At 64.2% G+C, this 21,444-nt stretch carries 17 protein-coding genes and 1 riboswitch; of the genes, 11 read left to right on the plus strand and 6 right to left on the minus strand.

Features of this window, described 5'->3' with window-relative positions; translation table 11 throughout:
* A complete protein-coding gene (locus tag O0879_RS25850) occupies window positions 1-1,587 on the minus strand; it encodes a DNA mismatch repair protein MutS (RefSeq protein ID WP_289919473.1) in 1,587 nt (528 codons plus the stop codon).
* 244 nt (window positions 1,588-1,831) lie between these two features.
* Here O0879_RS25850 and O0879_RS25855 point away from each other — a divergent pair, with 244 nt between their 5' ends.
* The 8 genes from O0879_RS25855 to O0879_RS25890 all read left to right on the plus strand — a co-directional run bounded on the left by O0879_RS25855 (window position 1,832) and on the right by O0879_RS25890 (window position 10,747).
* Window positions 1,832-3,097 (plus strand): efflux RND transporter periplasmic adaptor subunit, encoded by a 1,266-nt coding sequence (locus O0879_RS25855; RefSeq protein WP_289919474.1) that lies wholly within the window; start codon window positions 1,832-1,834, stop codon window positions 3,095-3,097.
* 24 nt (window positions 3,098-3,121) lie between these two features.
* Window positions 3,122-3,835, plus strand: a complete 714-nt coding sequence (locus O0879_RS25860) for an ABC transporter ATP-binding protein (RefSeq protein WP_251349402.1) — start codon at window positions 3,122-3,124, stop codon at window positions 3,833-3,835.
* Window positions 3,836-3,843: 8 nt separating this feature from the next.
* The gene (locus O0879_RS25865) at window positions 3,844-5,166 is read left to right on the plus strand and encodes an ABC transporter permease (protein ID WP_289919475.1); all 1,323 of its coding nucleotides are present in this window, start codon (window positions 3,844-3,846) and stop codon (window positions 5,164-5,166) included.
* 28 nt (window positions 5,167-5,194) lie between these two features.
* Window positions 5,195-6,433, plus strand: coding sequence for an FtsX-like permease family protein (locus O0879_RS25870; protein WP_289919476.1), 1,239 nt, complete (start codon window positions 5,195-5,197; stop codon window positions 6,431-6,433).
* 28 nt (window positions 6,434-6,461) lie between these two features.
* Complete coding sequence (locus O0879_RS25875; RefSeq protein ID WP_289919478.1) at window positions 6,462-7,814, plus strand: sigma-54 dependent transcriptional regulator; 1,353 nt, start codon at window positions 6,462-6,464, stop codon at window positions 7,812-7,814.
* 14 nt (window positions 7,815-7,828) lie between these two features.
* A complete protein-coding gene (locus tag O0879_RS25880) occupies window positions 7,829-9,145 on the plus strand; it encodes an ATP-binding protein (protein ID WP_289919479.1) in 1,317 nt (438 codons plus the stop codon).
* A 238-nt stretch (window positions 9,146-9,383) separates the two neighbouring features.
* Window positions 9,384-9,908, plus strand: a complete 525-nt coding sequence (locus tag O0879_RS25885; protein ID WP_099665750.1) for an FxDxF family PEP-CTERM protein — start codon at window positions 9,384-9,386, stop codon at window positions 9,906-9,908.
* A gap of 59 nt (window positions 9,909-9,967) precedes the next feature.
* Complete coding sequence (locus O0879_RS25890; RefSeq protein ID WP_289899536.1) at window positions 9,968-10,747, plus strand: spermidine synthase; 780 nt, start codon at window positions 9,968-9,970, stop codon at window positions 10,745-10,747.
* A gap of 10 nt (window positions 10,748-10,757) precedes the next feature.
* Here O0879_RS25890 and O0879_RS25895 read toward each other — a convergent pair whose 3' ends face one another.
* Window positions 10,758-12,230 (minus strand): PLP-dependent aminotransferase family protein, encoded by a 1,473-nt coding sequence (locus O0879_RS25895; protein ID WP_289919481.1) that lies wholly within the window; start codon window positions 12,228-12,230, stop codon window positions 10,758-10,760.
* A 108-nt stretch (window positions 12,231-12,338) separates the two neighbouring features.
* Here O0879_RS25895 and O0879_RS25900 point away from each other — a divergent pair, with 108 nt between their 5' ends.
* Together O0879_RS25900 and O0879_RS25905 are read left to right on the plus strand one after the other, a co-directional pair.
* Entirely contained in the window at window positions 12,339-12,998 is a 660-nt protein-coding gene (locus O0879_RS25900) for a pyridoxamine 5'-phosphate oxidase family protein (protein WP_289919483.1), read from the plus strand.
* 88 nt (window positions 12,999-13,086) lie between these two features.
* Window positions 13,087-13,914 (plus strand): methyltransferase, encoded by an 828-nt coding sequence (locus tag O0879_RS25905; protein WP_289919517.1) that lies wholly within the window; start codon window positions 13,087-13,089, stop codon window positions 13,912-13,914.
* Between the two features lie 56 nt (window positions 13,915-13,970).
* Here the strand turns inward: O0879_RS25905 and O0879_RS25910 are convergent, their stop codons facing one another.
* From O0879_RS25910 to O0879_RS25925, 4 genes are all read right to left on the minus strand, one after another.
* Window positions 13,971-14,165 (minus strand): hypothetical protein, encoded by a 195-nt coding sequence (locus tag O0879_RS25910; RefSeq protein WP_289905813.1) that lies wholly within the window; start codon window positions 14,163-14,165, stop codon window positions 13,971-13,973.
* Window positions 14,166-14,440: 275 nt separating this feature from the next.
* The gene (locus O0879_RS25915) at window positions 14,441-16,078 is read right to left on the minus strand and encodes a serine hydrolase (RefSeq protein WP_289919485.1); all 1,638 of its coding nucleotides are present in this window, start codon (window positions 16,076-16,078) and stop codon (window positions 14,441-14,443) included.
* A gap of 22 nt (window positions 16,079-16,100) precedes the next feature.
* The gene (locus tag O0879_RS25920) at window positions 16,101-17,960 is read right to left on the minus strand and encodes a M1 family metallopeptidase (RefSeq protein WP_289919487.1); all 1,860 of its coding nucleotides are present in this window, start codon (window positions 17,958-17,960) and stop codon (window positions 16,101-16,103) included.
* 118 nt (window positions 17,961-18,078) lie between these two features.
* Window positions 18,079-20,472: a M1 family aminopeptidase gene (locus O0879_RS25925; RefSeq protein WP_289919488.1), complete on the minus strand. Its 2,394-nt coding sequence runs from the start codon at window positions 20,470-20,472 to the stop codon at window positions 18,079-18,081.
* A 145-nt stretch (window positions 20,473-20,617) separates the two neighbouring features.
* A riboswitch (yybP-ykoY riboswitch) is annotated at window positions 20,618-20,799 on the plus strand.
* A gap of 9 nt (window positions 20,800-20,808) precedes the next feature.
* Between O0879_RS25925 and O0879_RS25930 the strand changes: the two genes are divergently transcribed.
* Window positions 20,809-21,384: a TMEM165/GDT1 family protein gene (locus O0879_RS25930; RefSeq protein ID WP_034753160.1), complete on the plus strand. Its 576-nt coding sequence runs from the start codon at window positions 20,809-20,811 to the stop codon at window positions 21,382-21,384.
* The last annotated feature ends 60 nt before the right edge of the window (window positions 21,385-21,444 follow it).

Consider the following 21,444-nt stretch of genomic DNA (forward strand, 5'->3'; position numbering starts at 1 on the left):
TCAGGCCTGTTCGAGGACGCCACCGCAGTCGGCCGGTTGCGCCATGTGCGTGCTGAGCCAGTCGAAGACGCGGCCCGCCTTGTCCGCGATGCGGGCGTCAAAGCCGCGCTGCGCCAGCAGGGCAATGCCATTCGTGGCTTGCAGCACGCCGGGCGCCAACTGCAACACGCCCTTGTCATCGCGGCGCACGCACCACGGCGCCAGGCAGTCCTCCAGCAGCGGCCCCAGCACCAAGTTGTGCGACGAGACGATCACCAAGTGCCGCGCCGCCAGGCTGTGCAGCACGGCGGCGGCGGCCGCCACCGATTCGAGGTGGTTCGTGCCGCGGAAAATCTCGTCGATCAGGAACAGCGCCGGCGCGCCTTCCTCGGCCAGCGCCAGCAGTTCGCGCGCGCGCCGCAATTCGGCGATATAGAGACTTTCGCCGCCGTCGAGCGAGTCCTCGTTCTGCATGCTCGAATACAGGGGCAGCAGCGGCACCCGGGCCGCCTGCGCATAGCAAAAGCCAAAGGCGCGCGCGCTGACCAGATTGAGCCCCACACCGCGCAGCAAGGTACTTTTTCCCACCGCATTCTGGCCTGAGATGAAAGCGCCGCGGCCATCGAGGTGCAACGACAGCGGCTTGGTGCCATCGAGCAGCGGATGCACCATGGCGTCGAGCGACAATTGCCGCCCGCCGGCTTCCTGCGCCCAGCAGAACTGCGTGCTTCCGCGCAGGTGGCGCGCCAGGGCCAGGTCCGCTTCCAGGTCGGCCAGCAGCAAGAAACTCTGGCGCAGGAAGGCGCGTTCGCGCCGCACCACGCGCAGGCTGTGAAAGTAGCGCCGGATATTGCCCAGCATGAGCCAGTCGTCGTATTCGCTCAACAGGGGAATCATCTTGATCCAGCGCACTGGCGTGATCTGCCGGTTGATCAAGCCGGCAGCCCGCCCGCCTTCCCGCAGGTGCACCGTGAACGCCGTGTCGAGCGCCCCCAGTCGACCATGCACCAGCAGTATCTGCTGTAACGTAAAGACGCTGCGCTCCCACGGTTTGCAACGGTCGTGAAAACGCATCTGCAACGCCATCAGCAAGAACCAGACGGGTACCGCGACGGCCCATGCCAGCGGCGCAAACAGCCACGCGGCCAGCAGCGACGCCAGCAGCGCCAGTGTCGGCAGCAGCAACCAGCGGCTCCACCACGGCGGTGCCGGCAGTGGGGCGCCGCACAGCAAGGCGGCCACTTCCATGTCCGCCGTACGCAGCGGCAGCATGGCTTGCTCGAGCGCCGCCTGCTGGGCCGGTGCGGCTAGCAGGGCCGCGATGCGCGCGCGCGAGGCGGCATCGGCCGTACCGCTCGCCAGGCGCTGATGCAATCGCTGCTGGCCGAGAATTCTGGCCTGCGTGGCAAGCTGCGCATGGTAGCCGTCCAGCAGCATTTCATCCCACGTCTGGCTATCGAGCTGGGGCAAACCACCCTCGATCCCTTGCAACATGGCGATGTCGCTGGCGACAAATGGATAGTCGAGTTCCGCCGGTTCGGGCAGGCTGGCAAACTGACGCAGCCAGGGGCGCAGGCGGGCAAGAAGGGAGGGCGAAGGCGACATCATGCTCCAAAGAAGGGGGCCAGCATGGCGCCGCGCGCCATCACTGCCTGGGCAGCAGTTCAGGTCGATTGCCAGAATATCAAGATCCATGCGCAAACGCCGCGACGGCGCGCCGCACGCGGACACCGCCTGGACGGCGCGGACACGGCGGACAGCCGGACGCCGGAATTTTTTTCCATCCAAATCAACGACTTAACAACTGGCACGGATCGTGCATTGGAAAAGGCATCCTTCACGAGACCTGACCATGATCCGCGATACTTCCTCCCAAGACGCCGTCCTGTCCGCCCCGCCGGGCCAGCGCCACAAGCAACGCGCCCTACTGCTGGCCGGCGCCGCCGTCGTCATCGGCGCCGCCATCGCTGCCGTTGCGGGCTGGCGCAACAGCGAACATTCCGTCAATGCCGACCGCCTGCGCATCGCCGACGTCACGCGCGGTACCCTGATCCGCGACGCCGCCGTGAACGGACGCGTGGTCGCCGCCATCAGCCCGACCCTGTACTCGACCACGGTGGCCACCGTCACGCTGAAAGCGAAGGCCGGCGACACCGTCAAGAAGGGCGACATCCTGGCCGTGCTGGAGTCGCCCGACCTGTCGGACGCGCTGAAACGCGAGCAGTCGAGCGTGCAGCAGCTGGAAGCGGAAGTGGCGCGCCAGCAGATCCTGGCCAAGAAGCAGAAACTGCTGGCGCGCCGTGAAGCCGATACGGCCGAAATCGAGCGCCTGTCCGCCCAGCGCACGCTCGAACGCTATGAAAGCGTGGCGCAGGTAGGCATCATCGCCAAGATCGATTACCAGAAGGCCAAGGATGCCTTGAATTCGGCCGATATCCGCAGCAAGCACGCTTCGCAGGCGGCGGGCCTGGAAGGCGAGGACGTGACCCTGGCACTGAAGACCCGGGTCAACGAACTGGAACGCCAGCGTCTGAGCCGCGACAACGCCCAGCGCAGGGTCGACGAGCTGACCGTGCGCGCGCCCGTCAATGGCTTCATCGGCACGCTGTCGGTGGCCAACCGCAGCGTGGTGCAGGCCAACACGGCCCTGATGACCCTGGTCGACCTGTCGCAGCTGGAAGTGGAGCTGGAAGTACCGGAAACGTATGTGGCCGACATCGGCCTGGGCATGAGCGCCGAGATCGAAACGGGCACCATCCGCGCCTCCGGCAAGCTGTCGGCGCTGTCGCCCGAGGTGGTCAAAAACCAGGTGCTGGCGCGCGTGCGCTTCAACGGCGCACAACCGGCCGGCCTGCGCCAGAACCAGCGCGTCTCGGCACGCCTGCTGATCGACGAGCGGCCCAATGTGCTGATGCTGGCGCGCGGGTCCTTCGTCGAAGCCGAAGGCGGACGCTTTGCCTACGTGGTGCGCGATGGCGTGGCCATCCGCACGCCGATCAAGCTGGGCGCCACCAGCATCTCGGCCGTCGAGATTCTGGGGGGCCTGAAGCTGGGCGACAAGGTGGTGGTCGCCGGTACGGAAAATTTCGCGAACGCTGCCCGCGTCGCACTCAATTAATTTCAGTCAACAAGGAGGCTTCCCATGCTGCGCATGCAAAACCTGAGCAAGATCTACCGCACCCACATGATCGAAACGCACGCGCTGCGCGGCTTCGAGATCCACGTTCGCCAGGGCGAATTCGTCACCGTCACCGGGCCGTCCGGTTCGGGCAAGACGAGCTTCCTGAACATCGCCGGCCTGCTCGAGGAATTCACCGACGGTGAATACATCCTTGACGGCGTCAACGTCAGAGGCATGGACGACAATGCCCGCTCGCGCCTGCGCAATGAAAAACTCGGCTTCATCTTCCAGGGTTTTAATCTGATTCCCGACCTGTCGCTGTTCGACAACGTCGACGTGCCGCTGCGCTACCGGGGCTTCAACAGCGCCGAGCGCCGCGAACGCATCGAGGATGCGCTGGCGAAGGTGGGACTGGCCTCGCGCATGAAGCATTATCCAGCCGAACTGTCGGGCGGGCAGCAACAACGCGTGGCGATTGCACGCGCGCTGGCCGGCTCGCCGAAACTGCTGCTGGCCGATGAACCGACGGGCAACCTGGACACGCAGATGGCGCGCGGCGTGATGGAACTGCTGGAGGACATCAACGCGCAAGGCACGACCATCCTGATGGTGACGCACGATCCTGAACTGGCGCTGCGTTCGCAACGCAACGTGCACATCATCGACGGCCAGGTGTCGGATCTGGTGCAGCATGGCGCCACGCTGTCGGCCAGGCCACAGCACGCGACCGCCTAGGAGCCGCCATGTTCCACTATTATTTCAAGCTGGGCCTGCGCAACCTGCGCCGCAATCCCGCACTGACGGCATTGATGGTGCTGACCCTGGCTGTCGGCGTGGCCGCCAGCGTGGCCACCGTGACCATCCTGCACGCCATGTCGGGCGACCCCTTGCCGCACAAGAGCGACCGCCTGTTCGTGCCGATGATCGATGTGGTTCCCTTGAAAGGCTATACGCCGGGCACCAAGCCCAGCTTCGGCCAGGCGCAACTCGCCTATACCGACGCGAAGAACTTCATGGCCAGCAAGATAGGCATCCGCCGCAGCGTCATGTACGGCGTGGCCGGCCCCGTGGAACCGGCGCGCAGGGACCTCGGTGCCTTCCGGGCCCAGGGCCTGGCTCCCACGCGCGATTTCTTTGCCATGTTTGAAGTGCCCTTCCTGTATGGCCAGCCATGGAGCGAAGCCGACGACGACAGCGGCGCCGACGTCATCGTCTTGAGTCGCGCCCTGGCGGAAAAGCTGCTGGGCACAGTCAATCCCGTGGGCCAGCGCGTGACGGTGCTGGGACGTCCCTATCTGGTCAGCGGCGTGCTCGCTCAGTGGGACCCAGTACCGCGCGTGCACCGCATCATCGGCAGCAAGGGCGCCTTCGGCACGGAGGATGAATTCTTCATTCCGTTTGCCAGCGCCATCCGCCACGAAACGGGGCATGACGGCGGCATGGCCTGCAGCGGTGTCGAGCGCAGTCCCGGTTACCAGGGCATCCTGGCATCGGACTGCACCTGGCTGCAATTCTGGTTCGAAATGGCCAGCGCCGGCGAACGCAGCGACCTGCAGGCATATCTCGACAGCTATGCGGCAGAACAGCGCAAGCTGGGCCGCATGCCGCGCCATGCGCCCAACATGCTGTACGACGTCAGGCAGTGGCTAGATTTCCTGAACGTTGTCGACAACGACAACAAGCTGGCCACCTGGCTGGCCTTCGGCTTCCTGCTGCTCTGCCTGGTCAACACCATCGGCCTGCTGCTGGCCAAGTTCTCCGTGCGGGCGGCGGAAGTCGGCATCCGCCGCGCACTGGGCGCCACGCAGCGCGACATCTTCCGCCAGTTCCTGATCGAAACCGGCGTCATCGGCCTGGCCGGCGGCGTGCTGGGCCTGTTGCTGGCCTATGCCGCCCTGGCCGTGGTGAGTTCGCAGTCGAAAGAGCTGGGCACCGTGGCGCACCTAGATGTCCCGATGCTGCTGCTGACGTTTGCCGTTTCCGTACTGGCGGCCTTGCTCGCAGGGCTGTTGCCTACCTGGCGCGCCTGCCAGGTCACGCCGGCCATGCAGCTCAAATCCCAATGACATCCACCTTTTCACAATGAGGCCCCACATGGAAATCCGCCCCATCCTGTCGGCGCTGATGCGCAACAAGACCGGCGCCGTGCTCGTCGCAGTGCAAGTCGCCATCAGCCTGGCCATCCTGGCCAACGCCTTGTACATCGTCAACCTGCGCCAGGCCATCGCCGCCCGTCCCACCGGCGTGGCGGCCGAAAACGACATCTTCTATGTCAAAGTCCAGAGCATGGACAAAGGCAGCCCGCAGCGCCAGATAGCCGAGCAGAAGCGCCAGGCAGCGATACTGCGCGCCGTGCCGGGCGTGGTCTCCGTAGCGCAAACCACGCAGGCGGTGCTGTCGCGTTCCGGCAGCAGCACCAACGTCGCGGCAAAACGCGGACAGGCTGCGGCCAGCGCCGGCACCTCGATGTACTTCACGCCCGATTCGCTGGTCAGGACGTATGGCCTGAAGCTGGTGGAAGGCCGCGATTTCCATCCCGACGAGGTCCCGGAAATCAATGAAGACGTGGATGAAATCTTCCCCAAGGTGGTGATCGTGACGCGCGCCGCAGCGCAAAAGATCTGGCCTGGCGAAACCAGCTTTGTCGGCAAGCCCCTGTTCAATGGCACCGGCGACAACGATGACGAGATGCGCGTGATCGGCGTGGTGGAACGGCTGCAGACGCAAACCGGCCAGGTCAGCGCCCAGGGCGAGTATTCGATCATCCTGCCGGCGCGCCTGACGGGCGGACGCGATTCGCTGCTGTTTGCCGTGCGGGCAGAACCAGGCCAGCGCGACCGCCTGATGAAAGAGGCGGAACAAGCGATCCGCACGTCCAGCAGCGAGCGCCTGCTGGTGCGCACGGATACCCTGGAACAGCACCGCAAAGCACGGTATCTGGCCGACCAGGGCTTGTCCTGGATGCTCATCGCCGTCAGCACCCTGCTGCTGCTGGTGACGGCCAGCGGCATCGTCGGCATCGCCAGCCTGTGGGTCTCGCAGCGGCGCAAGCAGATCGGCGTGCGGCGCGCGCTCGGCGCGCGCCGCATCGACATCCTGCGCTATTTCCTGACCGAGAATTTCATGATCACCAGCGTCGGCGTGGCATGCGGCGTGCTGCTGGCATTGGGCTTGAACCAGCTGCTGGTAAGCCAGCTGGAAATGGCGCGCCTGCCGCCTGGCTATCTGCTGGCTGGCGCGCTGGTGTTCTGGCTGCTGGGCGTGGGCGCCGTGTACGGCCCGGCATGGCGCGCGGCCAGTATTTCGCCGGCCACTGCCACCCGCAGTACCTGAGCCGGCACCTGAGTGATATGCTGCGCGCATGCCTACCGTACTGATTATTGACGACAATGCCGCCGTGGCCATCGCGCTCGACGTGCTGTTCTCCCTGCACGAGATCGACGCCGTGCGCGCCGCCTCGCCCGAGGAAGGCCTGCAGCTGCTCGAACGCCACGCCATCGACCTGGTGGTGCAGGACATGAACTTCACGGCCGACACCACCTCGGGCGAGGAAGGCAGCGCGCTGTTCCACGCCATCCGCGCGCGCTACCCGGACCTGCCCGTGGTCCTGCTGACGGCCTGGACCCAGCTCGACGCGGCCGTCGACCTGATCAAGTCCGGCGCGGCCGACTACCTGGCCAAGCCATGGGATGACCGGCGCCTGATCGCCAGCGTGCAAAACCTGCTGGAGCTGGGACAGGCCAACCGCGCGCTGCGCCAGCGCGTGGTGGCCGAGCAGCGCCAGCGCCACGTGCTGGAACACGACTTCGACCTGCGCGGCATGGTGTGGCAAGACCCGGCCACCGAACGCGTGGTGCACCTGGCCTGCCAGGTGGCGCGCGCCGACGTGCCCGTGCTCATTTCGGGGCCGAACGGCAGCGGCAAGGAACGCATCGCCGCCATCGTGCAAGCCAATTCCCAGGCCGCCGGCGGTCCCTTCGTCGTGCTCAATTGCGGCGCCGTGCCGGTCGAACTGATCGAGGCGGAACTGTTCGGCGCCGAGGCCGGTGCCTACACGGGCATCACGCGCGCGCGCGACGGCAAGTTCGACGCGGCCGACGGCGGCACGCTGTTCCTCGACGAGATCGGCAACCTGCCGCTGGCAGGACAAATGAAACTGCTGCGCGTGCTGGAAACGGGACGCTTCGAGCGCCTCGGCTCGAACCGCGAGCGGCAAGTGAAAGTGCGCGTCATCAGCGCCAGCAACGCCGACCTGCCGGCGATGATCAAGGCGGGCACGTTTCGCGAAGACCTGTTCTACCGCCTGAACGTGATCGAACTGCGCCTGCCGCCGCTGGCCCAGCGCCCGCTTGACATCCTGGTGCTGGCGCAGCATTTCCTGGGCAGTGAAAAAACCCTGGACGCCCAGGCGCAGGCCACCCTGCTGGCGCACGGCTGGCCAGGCAATGTGCGCGAACTGAAAAACGTCATGCAGCGCGCCAGCCTGCTGACGGCCGGTCCGCTGATCCGCGCGCAGGAAACGGGCTTGCCCCTGGCGGGACTGCCATCGCTGCGCGCGCCGCAGGATGGCGCCGCGACGGAACCGGATCGCGACAGCGTCACCGCGGCGCTCGCACGTGCACACGGCGTGGTGGCGCAGGCGGCGCAGGAACTGGGGCTGTCGCGCCAGGCGCTGTACCGGCGCATGGAACGCTTGGGCATCGCGCGCGGCTGATGGCCTACCGTCCCATGCGTCTCTCCCTGCTCACGCGCTGGACGGCGCTGATCGTCACCTTGCTGGTGCTGGGCATCGTCATCGCCCTGCTGCTCGCGCATTTTTTACCCGACCAGCCGCCGCTGGTACTGGCGGGTACCCTGCTGTGCGTGCTGCCGGTCGCCGTCATCACCATCCGCGCCCAGCTGCAGGCGATGCTGTCGCTGTTTCGCGCCCTGAGCGGCACGGTCGCCAGCTACCAGGACGGCGACTTCGGCTTCAGCTTGCGCTGGCCGCAGAACGATGAACTGGCCGACCTGGTGGCGGCCCACAATGCGCTCGGCGACGTGCTGCGCAAGCAGCGCCTGGATCTGGTGCAGCGCGAACTGCTGCTCGACACCATGGTGCAAAACACGCCGGTGGCCATGCTGCTGGTGGCCGAGGGCAGCGCCATCGTCTACGCCAACCTGGCCGCACGCCAGTTGCTGCACCATGGCCGCCGGCTCGAAGGGCATCACCTGGCCGACATCGTGCAGCAGGCGGCACCGGCCCTGGCCGAAGCGCTCGCGCGCCGCAACGACGGCTTGTTTACCAGCGGCGAGGGGGAACAGGAAGAGGTGTATCACCTGGCGCGGCGCAGCTTCAGCCTGAACGGGCGCAAGCACGAACTGCTGCTGTTGCGACAGCTGACCCTGGAACTGCGCCGCCAGGAAGTGCAGACCTGGAAAAAAGTCATCCGCGTCATCAGCCATGAACTCAACAACTCGCTGGCGCCGCTGGCCTCGCTGGCCCATTCCGGTGCCGAGCTGGTACGCCGAGGCCAGACGGAACGCCTGCCGCAGATCCTCGCCACCATCGAAGAGCGCACGCGCCATCTGGAAACCTTCATCCTCGGCTATGCGCGCTTTGCCAAGCTGCCCGCACCGCGCCTGGCGCCGTGCGAGTGGCAGCCTTTCCTCGATGGCCTGGCCTCGCAAGCGCCCTTCAGGCTCGACTGCCCGCCGCCCGCGCAGGCGGCCGTGTTCGATGCGGCGCAAATGCAGCAGGCACTGCTGAACCTGCTCAAGAATGCGCTGGAATCGGGCTCGCGGGAAGAGCACATCGGCCTGCACGTCAGCCAGGCGCAAGGGCAGTTGCGCATCGAAGTGCGCGACCGCGGGCCGGGCATGAGCGGCGCCGTGCTGGAAAACGCGCTGGTGCCGTTTTATTCCACCAAACGCAGCGGCACGGGACTTGGCCTGGCGCTGGCGCGCGAAATCGCCGAAGCCCATGGCGGGCGCATCACGCTGGCCAACCGCGAGGACGGCGGCCTGGCGGTAACTCTAATTCTTCCCTTGCTGGACAGAAATTAGTTACTGGCGCAACGATTTTTCCATCACATGCTGCGCAATTATTTTTCAGTATTATATTGACAATTAGAGTTTTTAATATTGCAACATCGCGAGCGCCATGCCCGTGTGTTAGAAATAAGCTATTTAAGTTTGCATAATGATATAAAAATAGCTCATTGACAATGAAATGTCCTGGCGATAATTTATCTGAGCGGTACGGTTTTTTTGAAACATTAATCGTTTTTTCGCGGGGATAAAAATGAAACTGAAATCACTCATCGCAGTAGCACTCTTGAGCGCGGCTTCCATCGGCGTAGCGCAGGCGACAGCGTACAACGTGGACCTGATCAACACCACCGGCAACCTGTGGACGGGCGGCTTCAACGCCACGCCCGATCCGCTCGGCGCCTTTACCGACACCTTCACCTTCACGCCCGACGCCACGTTCGGTTCGACCGCGCAAGCCTTCCTGGCCAACCTGTCGGTCACGGGCAGCGATGCTTCGTCCATCAACTTCAGCAGTGCCAACCTGAACGGCATCGCCCTGACGGGCTTTGGCGGACCCACCGTCTTCGGCTATGCCCAGGGCGAGGTGCTAGCGCCGACCAACCTGCTGTTCAACGGCCCGATGGTCCTCACCGTGATGGGCAACAGCAATGGCGGCAGCTATGGCGGCACCTTCAACCTGAACCTGGCTCCCGTTCCTGAACCAGAAACCTATGGCATGCTGCTGGCCGGCTTGGGCGTACTGGGCTTCCTGGCACGACGCCGCAAGCAATCTTGAGCTCCCCACCAAAAAGACGCTGCGGCGTCTTTTTTTCAGCCGGCTGCTAAACTGGCGCCATGACGACCGACTTCACCTCCACCAGCCATACCGCTTTCAGCCACCCGGGCCACCCGCCTGCCACCACCACCGAACACCGCGGCATCCGCTACCTGCACCTGGGGACCAAGTGGGTGCAGGGCGCCATGCGCCTGGACAAACCCGACGCCATCGAGCTCGAATACGTGCAGATGATGATGATGTGGATGCTGTTCAAGACGCAGCCCAAACGCATCGTGCAGCTGGGCCTGGGCAGCGCCGCGCTGACCAAATTCAGCTACCGCCGCTTCCCCGACGCCACGGTCACGGCCATCGAACTCAATCCAAACGTGATCGCCATCTGCGGCGCCCAGTTCGCGCTGCCGCCGAATGACGCGCGCCTCGACGTGCGCGAAATGAATGCGCTCGACTTCGTGCTCGATCCGGCCAATCACGGCACCGTCGATGCGCTGCAAGTGGACCTGTACGACGAAGATGCGCGCGGTCCCGTGCTCGACACGCCCGAGTTCTACCAGGCTTGCTTCGACTGCCTGACGGACGACGGCATCATGTGCACGAATGTCTTCGGCGACTTCCCCAACTACGACAAGAATCTGCAGGCGATGGAGCTGGTTTTCGACGCCGTCGTCTGGGTGCCGGAAATGGAAGATGAAAACATCGTCGTGCTGGCCTTCAAAAAATCGCCGTCGCTCGACTTCAGCGATTTATACGAACGCGCCGCCACCATCAAGAAGCAGTTCAACCTGCCCGCCAAGAACTGGGTCAACGGCCTGAAGCAGTGGATGCAGGACCAGCAATAAATTAGCTGCATCACGCCGGCAGCAGCCCACCCAGGCGGCGCGCCAGGCCATCCATGTGCTCGGCCGGCACCTGCGCATAACCGAGCAGGAAACCGTTCCAGCCCACCCCGTCTCCCGTGCCATGCGCGGACAGCGCCAGCGCCACGATGCCGTCCTGCGCGGCGCTGCGGCTCAGTGCCAGGTCATCCCATGCGCGATCATGAAAACGCAGCGCCAGGTGCATGCCGGCCGTGCCGCCATGGATGGCCGCGCCGCCGCACGCATGGCGCTGCAGCGCCTCGCCCAAGGCGTCGCGGCGCTGGCGATACAGGCGGCGCATGCGCCGCACATGGCGCGCAAACAGGCCGCTGCGCAGGAACTCGGCCAGCGCCAGCTGTTCCGCCCCCCTCCCCCGCGCGGCGCCCTGCGCCTGCATCTGCGCGAAGGCCCCGGCCAGCGCGGCCGGCACGACGATAAAGGCGATGCGCAAGGCGGGAAACATGGTCTTGCTGAAGGTTCCCAGGTACACGACGGGCGCGTCGGCCACCAGTCCCTGCATCGCTGCCAGGGGTGGGCCGCCATGGCGAAATTCGCTGTCGTAATCGTCTTCGATGATCAGGGCACCGGCCGCGCGGGTCCGTTCGAGCAGCGCCATGCGGCGCGCGGGACTGAGCACGCTGCCCGTCGGATACTGGTGCGACGGCGTGGTGTAGATGAGGCGCGGCGGCGTGTCGCGCCAGTCGTCCTCCGTCGGTGCGATGCCGTCCATGTCGACCGCGATACCGGTCACCTGCAAGCCCGCGCCACGGCCTGCCGCCAGCGCGCCGCCATAGCCTGGATGCTCGATCCACAAGGTGTCGCCCTGGTCGGCAAAGGCGCGCAGGCAGACATCGAGGCTGCTTTGCGTGCCGTCCGTGATGAACACCTGGCCCGCATCGCAGACGACGCCGCGCGCGGCGCGCAAATGCTCGGCAATGGCCATGCGCAACGACGGCTCGCCGGCCGGGTCGCCGTAATTGAGCTGGCGCGGCGTCAGCGCGCGCCAGGCGCGGTCCAGCATGCGCCGCCACTGCGCCAGCGGGAACTCATCGAGCGCCGGCACGCCAGGCGCAAACGCGCCCATGGCGTCGGCGGGAAACACTACCGAGGCATTCACATCCTGTCCCGCCACGCCGCGCAAATGCTGCGCGCGGCGCGACAAGCCACCGTTGCCCCCTGCCGCAGGCGCGGCCGCCGGCACACCGGCGCTGCCGGCGACGACGGTGCCGCGCCGGTCCGGCAAGACAAATCCTTCGCTGGCCAGCTGCTCGTAGGCATACAGCACGGTATTGCGCGCCAGTCCCAGTTCGGCCGCCAGCACGCGCGTGGCGGCCAGCCGCGTGCCGGGCGCCAGCTGGCCGCCGCGGATCGCCGCGCGCAGGCATTCATGCAGCAGGCGCTGGCGCGACCAGCCCCGCCCGCGGTGCGTGCGCTCGAACGCGCTCAGCAGCAAAGCGAAGTCCATGCTTCCCCTTCATTGTGGCTCTAAATTATTTGTCGGTTCTGGATCTTTTTTCAGGGCCAGATGCCGATTATAGTGCGGCCTGCTTCTTCAACCAACGGGACTTCCACCATGACCGCTACCGCCCTGCCCCCCAGCCTCCGTACCCGCGTGCGCCGCGTCGCCGAACTGGCCAGCTATGAACAGACCACCCTGTACGCCATCCTCGATGCCGCCTATCTGTGCCATATCGCTTTTCGCGACGACAAGGGCAGCCATTGCATCCCGACCGCCTGCTGGCGCATCGGCGGCCACCTGTACATCCATGGCTCGAACGGCAGCCGCATGCTCAAGCAGCTCTTGCTCGACGGCGACGCGTGCGTGACGGTCAGCCATCTCGACGGCCTGGTGCTGGCGCGCTCCGCCTTCAATCACACCATGAACTACCGCTCGGCGATGGTGTATGGGCAGTTTGAGAAAGTAAGCGACATCGGCCAGCAACATGCGGCCATGGATGCGCTGATGGAGAAGCTGGCACCGGGACGTCTGGCGCACGTGCGCGGCGGCAGCGCCAAGGAATACGCGGCCACCACCGTGCTGCGCATCGCGCTCGACGAATGCGCCGTCAAGCAGCGCACGGGCGGCCCGCTCGACGATGCGGGCGATATGGCGCATGCCGTCTGGACGGGCGAACTGCCCTTTTCGCACGGCCGTGGCGCGGCCATCGCCGATGCGCTCAACACCTGCGACATACCCGCGTATGCCGCAACCTGGGGTACGGAATCCGCTTGACCGGCCAGCGTGCTTGCCCGATGATCGGCGTTGATGGCGATAGCCACCAATTGACCAACCGATCCAATCACGCATGGAGCATATGATGATGAAGCGAGTATCCCTGGCCGCGGCCCTGACGGTCATGCTGGCCTGCGGCGGCAGCGACGCGGCGCTGGCCGCCGATGCGGGCGACGCGGCCCTGAAGGCGGCCATCACCGGCAGTGCGCGCACGCCGGCCAACGCGCTGCGCGACAGCGCCCGCCACCCGTATGAAACGCTGACGTTTTTCGGCATCAAGCCGACCATGACGGTGGTGGAGCTGGCGCCCGGCGGCGGCTGGTACACGGAAATCCTGGCGCCCTACCTGCGCGACCACGGCAAGCTGATCGCCGCCGGCAACGACCCGCAGTCAAGCAGCGAAGGTGCACGCCGTGGCGCGGCGCGCTTCCAGCAAAAACTCGACGCCAACCCGAGCGCTTTCGGCAAGGTGGAACTCGGCGCCTTCGCGCCCCCCACCACCTACCGCATCGCGCCCGCGGGCACGGCCGACATGGTGCTCACCTTCCGCAATATCCACAACTGGATACCCATCGGCGACGAGGGCATGAAAACCCTGTTCAAGGAAGTGTATGACAGCCTGAAACCGGGCGGCGTGTTCGGCGTCATCGAACACCGCCTGCCGGCGAACAAGGCGCAGGATGCCACGGCCAGCAGCGGCTACATGCACGAAGCGTATGTGATCAAGCTGGCCGAAGGCGCAGGCTTCAAACTGGCGGCCAAGTCGGAAATCAACGCCAATCCCAAGGATACGGCGGACCATGAGGGCGGTGTCTGGGCACTGCCGCCCACCTACGCCAACAAGGATGTGGATCGGGCCAAGTACACGGCCATCGGCGAGAGCGACCGCATGACCCTGAAGTTCGTCAAGCCGTAAAAAAACGGCGGCGGGCCGATCCGGCGCGCCGCCTGCCAGCCGGGTTGACTGCCGCCTTACAGGTAGATGCCGTACACGCCGCACAGGCGCTTGACCAGCGTGCAGGCGCCGGCATCGCCGTCCGTCACGCACGAGGTATAGGCTTCCTCGCAGGTTTCGCGCGTTGGCAGCGCATACGCGGAAGAACTGATGGCGCCGGCAAAACCGACGGCGGCGCAAAAGACAAAGACGGCTTTTTTCACATTGATCATTTTTATCCCATTCCCAAGAGTTGAGTCGTTATAAAAACCACTGAAGACACAGGCTTCAGCCGCCGGAAACCGCCTGTCGACAGACGAATTCTATGGCGCCCAGAAATAGTAGCACCTTGAGGAGTTATTAAATAGACAAACAAGAAAACAAGATAACGTTTCTTTTTCATTCCATTTCAGGGAATAAAAACCGGCTCGCCGCTTTCCTGCCGCGCATTTGCATGGAAACAGGCGAAAAAAACCGCAGCACAGGCTGCGGTTTTTGTATCGACACCTTATTTCTTCGCTTCCTTCGGTTTCACCGGCACCAGGCTCAAGTCCTGGAAGTCATAGCTGAAATCCGTCTCGGCCGACACGGGCGCCATCTTCACGCGGTCGATGCTGCCATCGGGATTGAGCGAGAACGTCACGTAGGCATCGGCGTTGAAGTTGCGCTCTTTCCAGCGCACGATGAAGGTGTCGTGCTGCCAGTGTTCCAGCTCGCCCGTCAGATCCGGCGTGCGCGTGAAGCTGAGGATGTGTTTTTTTCCTTCCGGCTTGATCACGACCTTGCCATACCAGGCGTCCTCGTACTCGCCGTCGTACGCCGCCAGCGGCAGCGATGGCTGCGATTTCGCCGCGCGCGCGCTCGACGCCTTGCCCTGCTTCTTGACTTCCTCGGCATGCTGGTCCTGCTCCACCTTGGCCACCAGCGCCAGCCAATCCGACGGCGCCGCCTGCAGATAATGGTCGAGGATGCGCCATTGCAGCGCCGTCATGGAACCGCCATTTTCCGCATTGGTCAGAATGGCCACGCCCAGCTTTGCTTCCGGCACCATCACCACGCGCGAATAAAATCCCTGCAGCGCACCGCCGTGCATGGCCACTTTCATGCCCTTATAGTCGCGCAGCTGGAAGCCCAGGCCATATGCGCTGAAGTTCGGCTTCGTCGCGGCCAGCGCCGGCTTCGGCTCGGAAATCTTGATCGGCGTTTGCGCCGTCCACATTTCGCGGCCCTGCTTTTCGCTGAACAAACGCGCCTCCTTGCCGTCCTTGTCCTTCACGCCGGCGATCTTGCCGCCGTCGAGCAGCACCATCATCCACTTGGCGATATCTTCCGCATTCGTGTTGATGCCGACGGCGCCCACGGCGTTCGGCACAGGCATCGACTTGACGGCAGCGATCTTGCCGTCGATCTTGCTGTGCGCACTGGCGACGTCGGACTTGCCCGCGCTTTCAAGCAGGCTGGTGGTGGTGCCCGTCATGCCCAGCGGCGCCAGGATGCGCTCATGCATGGCCTCGCCCCAGCTCTTGCCCGCCTTGTCGGCGATGATCTTGCCGGCCACGATATACAGCAGGTTATCGTAGGCATAGCTGTTGCGAAAACTCGTGGCCGGGCGGATGTAGCGCAGCTTCTCGATGATCTCGTCGGTGCTGAAGGTGGTGGTCGGCCACCACAGCAAATCGCCCCCACCCAGACCCAGGCCGCTGCGGTGCGTCAGCAGGTCGCGCACGGTCATGGCGCCCGTCACGTAGGAATCGTGCATCTGGAAGCCGGGCAGGTGCTTGGTGACGGGATCGTCCCAGGCCAGCTTGCCATCGTCGACCAGCATGGCCAGCGCGGCGGCCGTGAAGCCCTTCGAGTTCGATGCCACCTCGAACAGGGTCTGCGCATCGACAGCGGCCGGCTCGCCGAGTTTACGCACGCCAAAGCCCCTGGCGGTGACGACCTTGCCGTCCTTGACGATGGCGATCGCCATGCCGGGCACGTCGAACACTTTCAAGGCGGTGGCGACGTCGCGGTCAAGGTCGAAGGCGGGCGCCGGCGCGGATGCGGCGGAAGCGACGGGTGCGGCGTCAAGAGCCAGCGCCGGCACGGTGATGCTGGAAAACGCCAGCACGATGGCGGCGGCGAGACGGTTCATGGTATGCATGGTCAGGATTTCCCAATAAGGTTCAATGCGCTTGCGCGGCCATCAATTTATCGACGCTTTCCTGCGTCACCGGGTGGTAGCGTTCGCGCGCCTTGGCATACACGTCCTTGGCCCAGACATGGCCCTGCGGCGTCTTCATCAAGGCGCTGTACAGAGGCACGACGAACTTCTGGCGGCCCACGCTCATCAGGAATGCCTGCAATGGCTGGCGTACATCGTAGCCGGCGTTCACGGAGGCCAGATAAAAGCGGTACGCCACTTCGTTGTTGCCGCTCTTGCCCACACCGTAGGCCTGGTCCAGCTCACGCAATTGCGCCGCGCTGGCCTTGTTGTTGATGTCGTTCAGGAAGTGCATCGATTCGATGGCGATCCACTTGTCCATGCCCAGGTCCTTCGTCGCCAGCTCGCCTTTCAACCAGGCGTCGCGGTGCTGGTCGAGCAGCGCCAGGCGCGGCGAGACGACGCGCTGCGCGCTGGCCGGCACGCCGGTGCCGTACAGCCATTCATCGAGTTCCGCTTCCGGCATCACGTCCGGATGCTGCGCCAGCAGGTTCTTGCGCAGGTAGGCGATGAACTGCTCCGTCGTCACGCTCTGGAACGCATGCTGGTCGAACCAGCCGCGCAGGAAGGGATCGAATACGGCGCGGCCGGCACGGCGCTCCATGGTCGCCAGGAACCAGGCGCCTTTCGGGTAGATGATGCCGTCGTCCGTGTACGTTTCCGCCGGGTTGGCGTCCGCATCACGCGTGATCAGCGCCGTCTTCGCTGCCGGTAATTCCTTGATCGAGGCAGCCAGTTCTTCCTGGTCGACCTGCACGCCCATCTGCGCCACTTCGCTGCCATACAGCTGCTCGACGATGCGCGTCGTGACGTAGGTGGTAAAGCCTTCGTTGAGCCACATGTGCTTCCACGACGCGTTGGTGACCAGGTTGCCCGACCACGAGTGGGCCAGTTCATGCGCGATCAGGTCGACCAGGCTGCGGTCGCCCGCGATCATGGTCGGCGTGAGGAAGGTCAGGCGCGGGTTTTCCATGCCGCCGTAGGGGAACGATGGCGGCAGCACGATCATGTCATAGCGTCCCCAGCCGTACGGGCCATACAGCGCCTCGGCTGCCTGGATCATCTTTTCCGTGTCGGCCAGCTCGTATTCGGCGGCCTTGATGCGCGGCGGCTCGGCATACACGGCGGAGCGGGGACCGAGTTTGCGCACTTCCAGTTCGCCGATGGCGATGGCCAGCAGGTACGAGGGAATCGGCTGCGGCATCCTGAATTTCCAGCCGCCCTTGCCCGTCGCCTTTTCGTCATTCTCGGCGCTCATCACGACGCGCATGCCCGCTGGCGCCTCGATGCGCGCGCTGTACGTAAAGCGCACGGCCGGCGTATCCTGCGACGGCACCCACGAGCGGGCGTTGATGCTTTGCGACTGGCTGAACATGAAAGGCAGCTTGCCCGACATGGTCTGCTGCGGCGTGAGCCACTGCAGCGCGATGGCATTGGGGGCCGTGTGATAGTAGACGCGCACTTTGCCCGGCTGGCCCGTGGTGGTGATGCGCAGCGCCTGGCCCTTTTCCGGGTCGGCCTTGTCCAGCTGATACGGCGCCATCTGCCATGCGCCGCGCTTGTCCTGTACCTGCACCTTCGCGATCGACAGGTCGCGCGTATCGAGCACCAGAGTGCGCGCCGCCGGGTCGATCCAGTTCAAGGACAGCTCGGCATAGCCAGAGAGCGTCTTTTTCTTGAAATCCGCTTTCAGGTCCAGCTGCAGGTCGCGCGTGCGCACCTGGTCGTAGCGCGCATAGCTGAGGGGATCGGCGTGCGCGGCCAGGGTCACCTGGCAAAGTAGCGCACAGCCCAGCGCGCGCAGGAAGGTCAAAGTTTGCATGGTCGTCTTTTGAATGATTTGCGAAAGCCCCGGTCCGTGTGCGCCGGGACGTCGCGCAGAATAGCACTTCCGGCGCAGGCCTGGCAGAAAAAGCGCCGGACTAGCCGGCGCTGTTTCCCTATTTTGCTTCCGGCCTGGCTTCGGCCTTGGCCTCGGGTGCCTTCAGCGGCACATTAAAATCCTTCATCAAGTTGTTCTTGTCACGGTCCTGCTTGAACAGCTCCAGGCGCGATGGCGTGATTTTTCTCGGCCAGGCGTTATTGCTGATGTCGATGTCGGCCGTCTCCCAGTACGGGTCCTGCACCAGCCCCACCATCGGCTCGTCCGTGATGATGACCTTGCTAATCTTGTGCGGCGAGTAGCGCCACACTTCGGCCGGCACGCGCTCGACAATCTTCTTGCCGCTTTTCAGTTCGATTTCCAGGATCAGCGGCATCACCAGGCCGCCGAGATTCGAAAAATCGACCAGGTACAGATGCTTTCCCATGTTGTGCTGTTCCAGCAGCTTTCTCTCCCATGGCTCCAGCGTTTCCTGCTCCTCTGCATAGCTGTTGCGGTCCTTGTTGGTGACCGTGAATTCATCGTGCTGGTTATAGAAATCCTTGAGCGCGGGGTCGAGGTCGACCTTCTTCGGCAGCGCCTTGTTGCGCTGGTCCGAGATCGAGATCGGTTGCGCGGCCTTCTGCGCCTTCTTCCACGCTTTCTCGACTTCCGGATTCTTCGTGCTCACGCCATATTCGCTGATGCCGTCGATGCTGATGTCGACCGCGTCGGTGGTATAGAACCAGCCGCGCCAGAACCAGTCCAGGTCGGTGCCGGACGCATCTTCCATGGTGCGGAAAAAGTCGGCGGGAGTCGGGCGTTTGAACTTCCAGCGCAAGGCGTACTGCTTGAAGGCGAAGTCGAACAGCTCGCGCCCTAAAATGGTTTCGCGCAGGATGTTGAGGGCGGTGGCCGGCTTGTCGTAGGCATTCGCCGTGAACTGCAGCAGGGACTCGGAATTGGTCATGATGGGCACCTGGTTCTGGCTGCGCATGTAGTCGACGATCTTGCGCGGCTCGCCATTCCAGGACGGAAAATGCTCTTCCCACGCCTGCTCGGCCAGGTACTGCAGGAAGGAATTCAAACCCTCGTCCATCCATGTCCACTGGCGCTCGTCCGAGTTGACGATCATGGGAAAATAATTATGGCCCACTTCGTGGATGATCACGCCGATCAAGTCATACTTGGTCGTCTTTGAATACGTGCGTTCCCCCGTTTTCTTGTCCTTCACGGGGCGCCCACCATTGAACGAAATCATCGGATACTCCATGCCGCCCACGGCGCCGTTGACGGACATCGCGTTCGGATACGGATAGTCGAAACTGTACTTGTTGTACTGCTCGATCGCGTGCACGACGGCGCGCGTGCTGTACTGCTGCCACAGCGGATTGCCCTCGTTCGGATAGTAGGACATGGCCATCACGCGCTTGCCGCCGCTATTCAAACCCTGCGCATCCCAGATGAACTTGCGGCTCGAAGCCCACGCCACGTCGCGCACATTGGCCGCCTTGAAGTGCCAGGTTTTCATGCCCGTGGCTTTGCCCTTTTCCGCCGCCAGCGCCTCTTCCGGCGTGATCACCAGCAGCGGCGTGTCGCTGTTTTTCGCCCGCGCCAGGCGCTCGCGCTGCGCCGCGCTCAACACGGCGGCAGGATTTTGCAGCTCGCCCGTGGCGGCCACCACATGGTCGCCCGGCACCGTCAGATACAGCTCGTAGTCGCCAAACTCCAGCGTGAATTCGCCCGAGCCGAGGAACTGCTTGTGCTGCCAGCCGACGGCGTCGTAATACGCGGCCATGCGCGGAAACCACTGCGCGATCTGGAAAATCGCGTTCTTGTCGTCCTCAAAATACTCGTAGCCGGAGCGTTCGACCAGCACCTTCTGGTCATTGATCTGATACGACCAATCGATGTTGAACGTGATGCTCTGGCCTGGGGTCAGCGCCACCGGCAAATCGATGCGCAGCATGGTCTGGTTGACGACATACGGCAGCGGCTTGCCACTGGCCGCTTTCACGGCCGTGAGCTTGAAGCCGCCGTCAAATTCGCGGCCCGCATGGATGGCGCGCAAGTCCTCGAATTTCAGCGCCTCTTCTTCGCTGCTGCTGAGCCAGGCCTGGCGCGACGGCGCGCTCAGGACGCGGCGCTGGTCGGCATCCTTGCGCAAGCCATTCTGGTCCAGCTGCAGCCACAGATACGCAAGGCTGTCGGGCGAGCGGTTGTGATAGGTGATCTGCTCGCTGGCCGTGATTTCGCGGCGCGCTTCGTCCAGGGTAGCGCGGATTACGTAATCGGCGCGCTGCTGCCAGTAGGCGTGGCCCGGCGCGCCGGACGCCGTGCGGTAGCTATTCGGCGTGGGCAGCAATTCTTCGAGCTGGCGGAACTTGTCGTCGAAAGGCGCGGCGGCGCACAGGCCGGACAAGGGAGCAAACAAGGTCAAACACAAGGCAAGCAAGCGGACAAGGACCGGCATGGCGCATTCCATCTGGGAGTCGTGGACAGACTGCATTCTAAGTCGAGTCTGTTTGCAAATCGATCATTGTTGTCGAAGTCCCACACACCAGGCCGCAACATCCCCCGCCGGCACTGGCGCCGGCGCAGGCATTGGCGTATGATGCGCCTCGAACATTGGGGAGTAGTCGTCCTGCGGTCCTGCCGCGGGAACCTGTATCAACATAATTGGCCCGCAGGCCATGGTGCAGGTGGTTGCAAAACTTGACGAGACCATTGATCCAGGGCGGCCGCATGGGCCGGAGTCGCCCGTGGATCATTGGTTAATTCGTCCGGCCCGCGTACCTCTTGCAATCTCATGGAAGCATTCCTCATCTCCACCGGCATCGTCGGTCTCGCTGAAATCGGCGACAAAACCCAACTCCTGGCCTTTTTGCTGGCCGCCAAATTCCGCAAGCCCTTGCCCATCGTGCTGGCGATTTTCGTCGCCACCATCGCCAACCACGCGTTCGCCGCCGCCGTCGGCGCCTGGATCACCAGCATGCTGGGGCCCGACGTGCTGCGCTGGGTACTGGGCGTCTCCTTCCTGGCGATGGCTGCCTGGACCCTGATCCCCGACAAGCTCGATGAAGACGAAACCAAATTGGCCAAGTACGGCGTATTCCTGACCACCCTGATCGCCTTCTTCATGGCGGAAATGGGAGACAAGACGCAGGTCGCCACGGTGGCGCTGGCGGCGCGCTATCACGACATTGTTTCCGTCGTGCTGGGCACCACCTTCGGCATGATGCTGGCCAACGTGCCGGCCGTGTACCTCGGCGACAGGATCGCCAACCGCGTCCCGCTGCGCCTCGTGCATGGCATCGCGGCGCTGGTCTTTGCCGTGCTGGGCGTGGCCACCCTGCTGGGCGCGGGCGCGGCCCTGGGGTTTTGACTCAATCTTAAATAATTTCTCATTTACAATGTTCATGTCTATAATTACAATGTCGCCGAC

It is taken from the genome of Janthinobacterium sp. SUN120 (assembly GCF_030397735.1).
Classification (GTDB): domain Bacteria; phylum Pseudomonadota; class Gammaproteobacteria; order Burkholderiales; family Burkholderiaceae_D; genus Janthinobacterium; species Janthinobacterium kumbetense.